The sequence below is a fragment of the uncultured Roseovarius sp. genome, from assembly GCF_913054395.1.
Classification (GTDB): Bacteria; Pseudomonadota; Alphaproteobacteria; order Rhodobacterales; family Rhodobacteraceae; genus Roseovarius.
In genome coordinates this window covers 1-6,350 of record NZ_CAJXIP010000170.1, presented here as the reverse complement: position 1 = coordinate 6,350, position 6,350 = coordinate 1, and the positions used below count along the sequence as shown (strand labels likewise).

7 protein-coding genes are annotated in these 6,350 nt (G+C 61.0%); 5 read left to right on the top strand and 2 right to left on the bottom strand.

Going from position 1 to position 6,350, the window contains the following annotated elements:
* On the bottom strand, positions 1-384 hold a 384-nt coding region (locus tag QZ522_RS16825), incomplete at its 3' end, for a sterol desaturase family protein (RefSeq protein WP_294614276.1).
* The gene (locus tag QZ522_RS16820; RefSeq protein WP_294614274.1) at positions 381-773 is read right to left on the bottom strand and encodes a hypothetical protein; all 393 of its coding nucleotides are present in this window, start codon (positions 771-773) and stop codon (positions 381-383) included. The genes QZ522_RS16825 and QZ522_RS16820, both read right to left, overlap by 4 nt.
* Before the next feature lie 242 nt (positions 774-1,015).
* Between QZ522_RS16820 and QZ522_RS16815 the strand changes: the two genes are divergently transcribed.
* The 5 genes from QZ522_RS16815 to QZ522_RS16795 all read left to right on the top strand — a co-directional run.
* On the top strand, positions 1,016-2,281 hold the full coding sequence (locus QZ522_RS16815; RefSeq protein ID WP_294614270.1) for an MFS transporter: 1,266 nt from the start codon (positions 1,016-1,018) through the stop codon (positions 2,279-2,281).
* 230 nt (positions 2,282-2,511) lie between these two features.
* On the top strand, positions 2,512-3,693 hold the full coding sequence (locus QZ522_RS16810) for an aspartate aminotransferase family protein (protein WP_294614267.1): 1,182 nt from the start codon (positions 2,512-2,514) through the stop codon (positions 3,691-3,693).
* 90 nt (positions 3,694-3,783) lie between these two features.
* A complete protein-coding gene (gene argF / locus QZ522_RS16805) occupies positions 3,784-4,710 on the top strand; it encodes an ornithine carbamoyltransferase (RefSeq protein WP_294614264.1) in 927 nt (308 codons plus the stop codon).
* A gap of 96 nt (positions 4,711-4,806) precedes the next feature.
* The gene (locus QZ522_RS16800; protein ID WP_294614261.1) at positions 4,807-5,400 is read left to right on the top strand and encodes an isochorismatase family protein; all 594 of its coding nucleotides are present in this window, start codon (positions 4,807-4,809) and stop codon (positions 5,398-5,400) included.
* On the top strand, positions 5,397-6,350 hold a 954-nt coding region (locus QZ522_RS16795), incomplete at its 3' end, for a 2-dehydropantoate 2-reductase (protein WP_294614258.1). The genes QZ522_RS16800 and QZ522_RS16795, both read left to right, overlap by 4 nt.

The window sequence follows — 6,350 nt, the reverse complement described above, 5'->3', positions numbered from 1 at the left end:
GGCGGTGGTCAGGTTGTAATGCTGCGAGGAGTGGTGGTTCACATGACTGGCCCAGACCCAGCGGATGCGATGCCCAAAGCGATGGACCCAGTAATAGCGCAGGTCATCCAGCACGAAACACAGGGCAATTACCCAGGCCGAGGCGCCAAGATCAAGTGGTGTAATTGCCCATAATACCATGAAAAACCCATAGGCGACAAACCCAAGCAAGATGCCCGAGGCCACATTGCCCGCGCCCATCAAAAGCGAAGTCAGCGCATCGCGGGTCTCGTATCGCCCGCCACGTCCCTTGATCACGATCCACACAAGCTCGGCCAGGATGGCGGCGATGAAGAAGGGCACCGCCCAAGTCACGACGTCGGGGAAAGTGATCATATCGCTCATGCGGTTTCCTTCGGGGAGGCGGGCCATTGGTCGGCCTCGCCGGGGTCAAGCCGCAGGCGGATATGCGGCGCGGTGAAATCCGGCAGGTCGATGCGCAGGCCCCTGGCCGTTCGCCGGATGCGCGCACCGTCCAGATAGCGGGCGGTGGTATCGGCCCCCATGGCCCAGACCACGCCCGATCCGGTCTCGGTTTCGATCAGCGCGGCGCGACGGTCATGGCTCAGGATCGCGCGGCGCGGCGCATGGCCGGGAAATTCGCGCAACCATGCCGCGCGGGCCGCAGCCTCATCAGAAAGTTCCGCCGCACGCGACAGCCCGAGCAGATGCAGGATCACGGCAATCCCCGCGATCCCAAGCCCGACCATCGGCAGCAGGATGCTTGGCGGCATGACCCGCTCCCTCCAGTTATTTCCTGTCAGGATTAAGACAAAGCCGGGCCGGTTTTGTCAAAGGTCGCGTGGCGTCACATGGCGTCACATGGCGCCGCTGGCTTGCCCCCTGATCTTCTCATCGTCCCGAAAGGTCACGATTGCGTGGGGGGATCGCTCAAAAACGACGCCATGTCGGTGCGGGCAAAACAACGCCGCCGGTTTTGTGCCAAGGCAGGGACGAGACCCATGAAAGACTGGTCATGCATCAACGCCGTATTCCCGAATGGCTTCGCCATGCGCCCGCGCCTTCGGTGCGGGGATTTGCACTGCTGGCAGGGGCCGAGGCAATGGCGCGCGGTATCCTGATTTCGGTCTTTCCGCTTGAAATGTACACCGCCCTTCAGGACGCCAGCCTTGTCTCCGAGGTCTATTTCATGGTCGGGCTGCTTTCGCTTGTTGTCGGCCTCATGGTGCCGTTCATCGGCCGCTTTGTCGCGCGGCGCTGGATCTATGTGGCCGGTGCCCTGATGTTTGCCGGGGGCGCGCTTTTGGCGATCCTTGGGGGTGGTGCGGCGATGATCGCGGCACTGGCCCTGATCACCTCGGCGACGGTGACCACTTTCGTGTGTTTCAACGCCTATGTGCTGGACTATGTCGCCAAGGCCGATCTGGGGCGCTGTGAAACCTCGCGAATGTTCTATAGCGCGCTTGGCTGGACGATCGGCCCGTTTCTCGGGGTTGTCCTGTTGGGATGGTGGCGGCCCTTGCCGTTCGTGATCGCGGCTCTCGCCTCGGGGCTGATGCTGGCGGTGTTTCTCTACATGCGCCTTGGCAACGGGCGGCTGATTACCAAAAGCCACCGCGCGCCGGCCAATCCGCTGGCCTTTCTGCCGCGTTTCCTGTCGCAACGGCGCCTTGTCGCGGGCTGGCTCTTTGCGGTGATCCGATCCTGTGGCTGGTGGATTTACATCGTCTACCTGCCGATCTTTGCACTTGAGCGCGGCTTTGGAGAAGAGTTGGGCGGGCTGATGCTTTCGTTCTCCAACGGCATGCTTTTCCTGACGCCGTTCATGCTGCGCTGGATGCAGCAACGCGGTATCCGCCATGCGGTCCGCGTGGGGTTTTTGCTGGCGGGGGGGCTGTTTTTTCTCGCGGCGGCCCTTTCGGGCCTGCCTTGGGTGACGGTGCTGGCCCTGGCTTCGGCCTCGTTCTTCCTGATCCTGCTGGACGTGTCGGGCGGCTTGCCGTTCCTGCTTGCGGTCAAGCCGTCCGAGCGCACCGAGATGTCGGCGATTTATGCAAGTTATCGCGATGTGTCGGGGATTCTCACGCCGGGGGTGTCCTGGCTGGTGCTTCTGGTGGCGCCGATGCCGGGGATTTTCGCCGTGGGCGGGCTTGCTCTTCTGGGGGCCTGGGGGCTGGCGCGAAAATTGCATCCGCGACTTGGGCGGGCGCGTGTGGCGCTTGAGCCGCTGAGCGGTGTGGCGGTTTCATCACCGGGGTCGGGGGCGGGGCTTGCCAGCTAAGTTTTTGCTTCCCACGCGCGCCCAAACCCGCTAACCCGGCACGCATGATCAAACCTGTCACATATACCACGACACGACGCCGACGCCTTAGCGTCTGACGTCCCCGCCTGTTTGATCGCCGCGCATTCGTGACCTGCGCCAGCTTCCCGAAAACCCCATACGCTTTCATATCATTGACTTGGCCCCGGTGTTCCGGCACTCAAAGGGCTTCTGTATAAGGAAAACCCGAAATGATCCCGTCCGTTCTGCCCACCTATAACCGCGCGCCGCTGACCTTTGTCAAAGGCGAAGGCAGCTGGCTTATCGAAGCTGACGGGCGACGTTTTCTCGATCTCGGGGCCGGAATCGCGGTCAACGCGCTTGGCCATGCCCACCCCGACCTTGTCGCGGCCCTGACCGAACAGGCGGGCGCGCTGTGGCATACATCGAACCTCTATCAAATCCCCAAGCAGCAGGAACTGGCTGACAAGCTGGTCGCGCACAGCTTTGCCGATACGGTGTTTTTCACCAATTCAGGCACTGAATCCTGTGAGCTGGCGATCAAGATGGCGCGCAAACACTTCTATGACGCGGGTCAGCCCGAGCGCACCGATATCATTGCCTTCGAAGGGTCGTTCCATGGCCGCTCGTCGGCGGGGATCGCGGCGGCGGGCTCGGAAAAGATGACCAAGGGCTTCGGCCCGCTCCTGCCGGGGTTCAAACATCTGGCCTGGGGCGATCACGAGGCTCTGCATGCCGCGATCGACGAGCGGACCGCAGCGATCCTGATCGAGCCGGTACAGGGCGAAGGCGGTATTCGCCCGCTACCCGACCATTGTCTCAAGGGGCTGCGCGCACTTTGTGACGACAAAGGCATCCTTCTCATCCTGGACGAGGTGCAATGCGGCATGGGGCGCACCGGGCGGTTGTTTGCCCATGAATGGGCGGGCGTGACCCCCGATATCATGATGGTTGCCAAGGGCATCGGCGGCGGCTTCCCCCTCGGCGCCGTTCTGGCAACAGAGGCGGCGGCGGCGGGTATGACGGCCGGCACCCATGGCTCGACCTATGGCGGCAACCCCTTGGGCTGTGCCGTCGGTTCTGCGGTGATGGATCATATGACCGATCCCGATTTCCTGCCCGAGGTGAACCGCAAGGCCAGCCTGTTGCGCCAGAAACTCGAAGGACTGGTGGCGGCCCATCCGCAGGTCTTTGAAGAGGTGCGCGGCTCCGGTCTCATGCTGGGCCTGAAATGCAAGGCGCTCAATGCGGATGTGGTCAATGCAGGGTACCGCGCACTCGTGCTGGCGGTGCCTGCCGCCGATAATGTGATCCGCCTTCTGCCGCCTTTGACCCTCAGTGAAGAGGACATCGCGGAGGCCATTGTCCGCTTGGACAAGGCGGCCACCCAGATAGAGCAGACGCTGGGCTGACATTCATCTTTCCCCATATATTCCCGGGGGTACGGGGGCAGGCAGCCCCCGTCTGTTGACCGCCCTCGCACATGCAAAAAGCGACATGATATGAACCACTTTCTTGACATCCACACAACCGACACCACTGCACTGCACGGTATCATCGATCAGGCAAAACTGATGAAACAGGCCCGCCAGGGGCGCCCCAAGGGCATGCCAGATGACGAGCAACCACTGGCAGGCCAGATGGTGGCGCTCATTTTTGAAAAACCCTCCACCCGGACGCGCATTTCCTTTGATGTCGGGGTGCGGCAGATGGGGGGGCAGAGCATGGTTTTATCGGGCAAAGACATGCAATTGGGTCATGGCGAGACCATCGCTGATACCGCTCGGGTAATGTCGCGCTATGTGGATCTGATCATGATCCGTACCTTTGACGAGGCGGTCCTGCAGGAGATGGCAGAATATGCCGATGTACCTGTCATCAATGGTCTGACGGATCGCACCCACCCCTGCCAGATCATGGCCGTTATCCAGACTTATGAGGAGCAGCGTGGCTCGATCAAGGGCAAAAAGGTTGTCAGGGCCGACGACGGCAACAATGTCTGCGCCTCTTTTCTGCATGCGGCGGCCAAGTTTGGTTTTGATCTCACCTTTACCGGCCCGTCGCAGCTGGACCCGGAGGACGAATTCGTTGGCCTTGCCCGCAAGGCTGGCTCCAAAGTGGTGATCGAGCGCGATGCCTTCAAAGCGGTGGAAGGCGCCGACCTAGTGGTTGCCGATACCTGGGTGAGCATGCATGACAGCCAGTCGTCCAAAGAGCGGCGCCACAATATGCTGCGTCCCTATCAGGTCAACGAGGAGCTGATGTCCCATGCCAAGCCCGATGCATTGTTCATGCATTGTCTGCCTGCGCACCGCGAAGAAGAGGTGACCTCGGCGGTGATGGACGGGCCGCAGTCCGTGATCTTTGACGAGGCTGAAAACCGTCTTCACGCCCAAAAGGCGATCATGCGCTGGTGCCTTGGTGTCTAAGAAGCCGCATAGGCAGCCCCAAAGGTTGCCTGGGGACTGGTTATTCTGAAAAACTTCTGCAACCCTCGCGTCAAAGAGTTTGCGCGAGGGTTTCTTGTGGATAGGGACAAGCCATTGCAGATGGGCCGCAACTGGGCACTTCTGATTGTTGATATGCAGATGGAGATGGCGAATGCGACGGCCGCTGGTCGGCCGCGCGCGAACCTGGATGCTGAAGACAATATCGCGCAGCTGCTTGCAGGGTTTCGCGGTGCTGACTTGCCCGTGCTGCATGTTCTGCATGATGATCCGCGCGCCGAGAGCAAGTTTCGCCGCGATTTGCCCTCTGGCCAGCCGATGCCCTGTGCGAAGCCCGCTCCGGGAGAAACAGTGATCTGGAAAACTGGCTCCTCTGGCTTTGTTGACACCGGATTGGCGGAGCTGTTGCGCGCACGCAGCATAACAAATCTGGTGATTGTTGGTGGGGTTGCGGCCTTTTGCGTGAATTCAACGGCGCGCTCTGCGGCCAATCTTGGCTTTGAGATCGAAGTGGTCGAAGATGCGCTCATCGCTTTTGCCATGCCTGCGCGCAAGGGCGGTGATCTGGATGCCGAGGTGGTGCTGGAGGTGACCCTATCCTCCCTGCAGGCCGGGTTTGGTACCGTATTGCCAACCCATGAGGTTCTTACGCGGCTCACCGTAGCAGCATGAGCGCACAGGGCGGGAAATCACTGCGTATTGTGATTGCCGGTGCTGGTTCTATCGGATGTTTTTGTGGCGGGCTTTGGGCTGCTGCTGGACATACTGTCATTCTGCTGGGGCGAGGGCCTGTCCTGGCACCAATCGCACAACGTGGTTTGCTGCTGACGGATTACGCCGGGCTGCATCAGCGAATTGAGGCGCGGCAGCTGCGATGTAGCGAAGATCCCGCGGTTCTGGCCGAGGCAGATCTGGTGGTTGTTGCGGTCAAGTCAAACGGCACCGCCGCGATGGGACATTTGATCGCGCAATTTGCGCCCCCGGATGCGCCGGTGCTCAGTTTTCAAATTGCGATGAGCAATGCGGCTTTGCTGCGTCAGATGCTGCCAGGGCGGGATGTGCGCGCTGCAATGGTGCCCTTTAACGTGGTGCCGATTGAAGCACCAGAATCTAAGGGGCCCGTGTCGGCTGGCTATCATCGGGCCTCCTCCGGCGAGATCCTGATCGCCGAAGGGGGAGGGCATTGGGGCAGGTTTCTTTCTGTGGCTGGCCTTCCAATAGGTGAAACCCCAGACATAGAGGGGGTGCAATGGGGCAAGCTGCTGATCAATCTTAACAATGCCCTGAACGCCCTGTCTGGTATTCCCCTGACGGCACAACTGCAAAGCCGCCACTGGCGACGGTTGATGGCTGATCAGATGGCCGAGGCCCTGAGGGTGATGAAGGCTGCCGGTTTGAAACCTATCTCCACAACCCCGCTGCCTGTCTGGATGACGCCGCATATCCTGCGCCTGCCGGATTGGGCCTTTACCCGGATCGCCGCACAGATGCTGACGATCGACCCCACTGCGCGCAGTTCAATGGCGCAGGACCTGATGTTGGGCCGGATTACCGAAGTGGACGCCCTTCAGGGCGAGATCCAGCGACTGGGCCTTGCGCATGGCGTACAAACGCCGATCTGC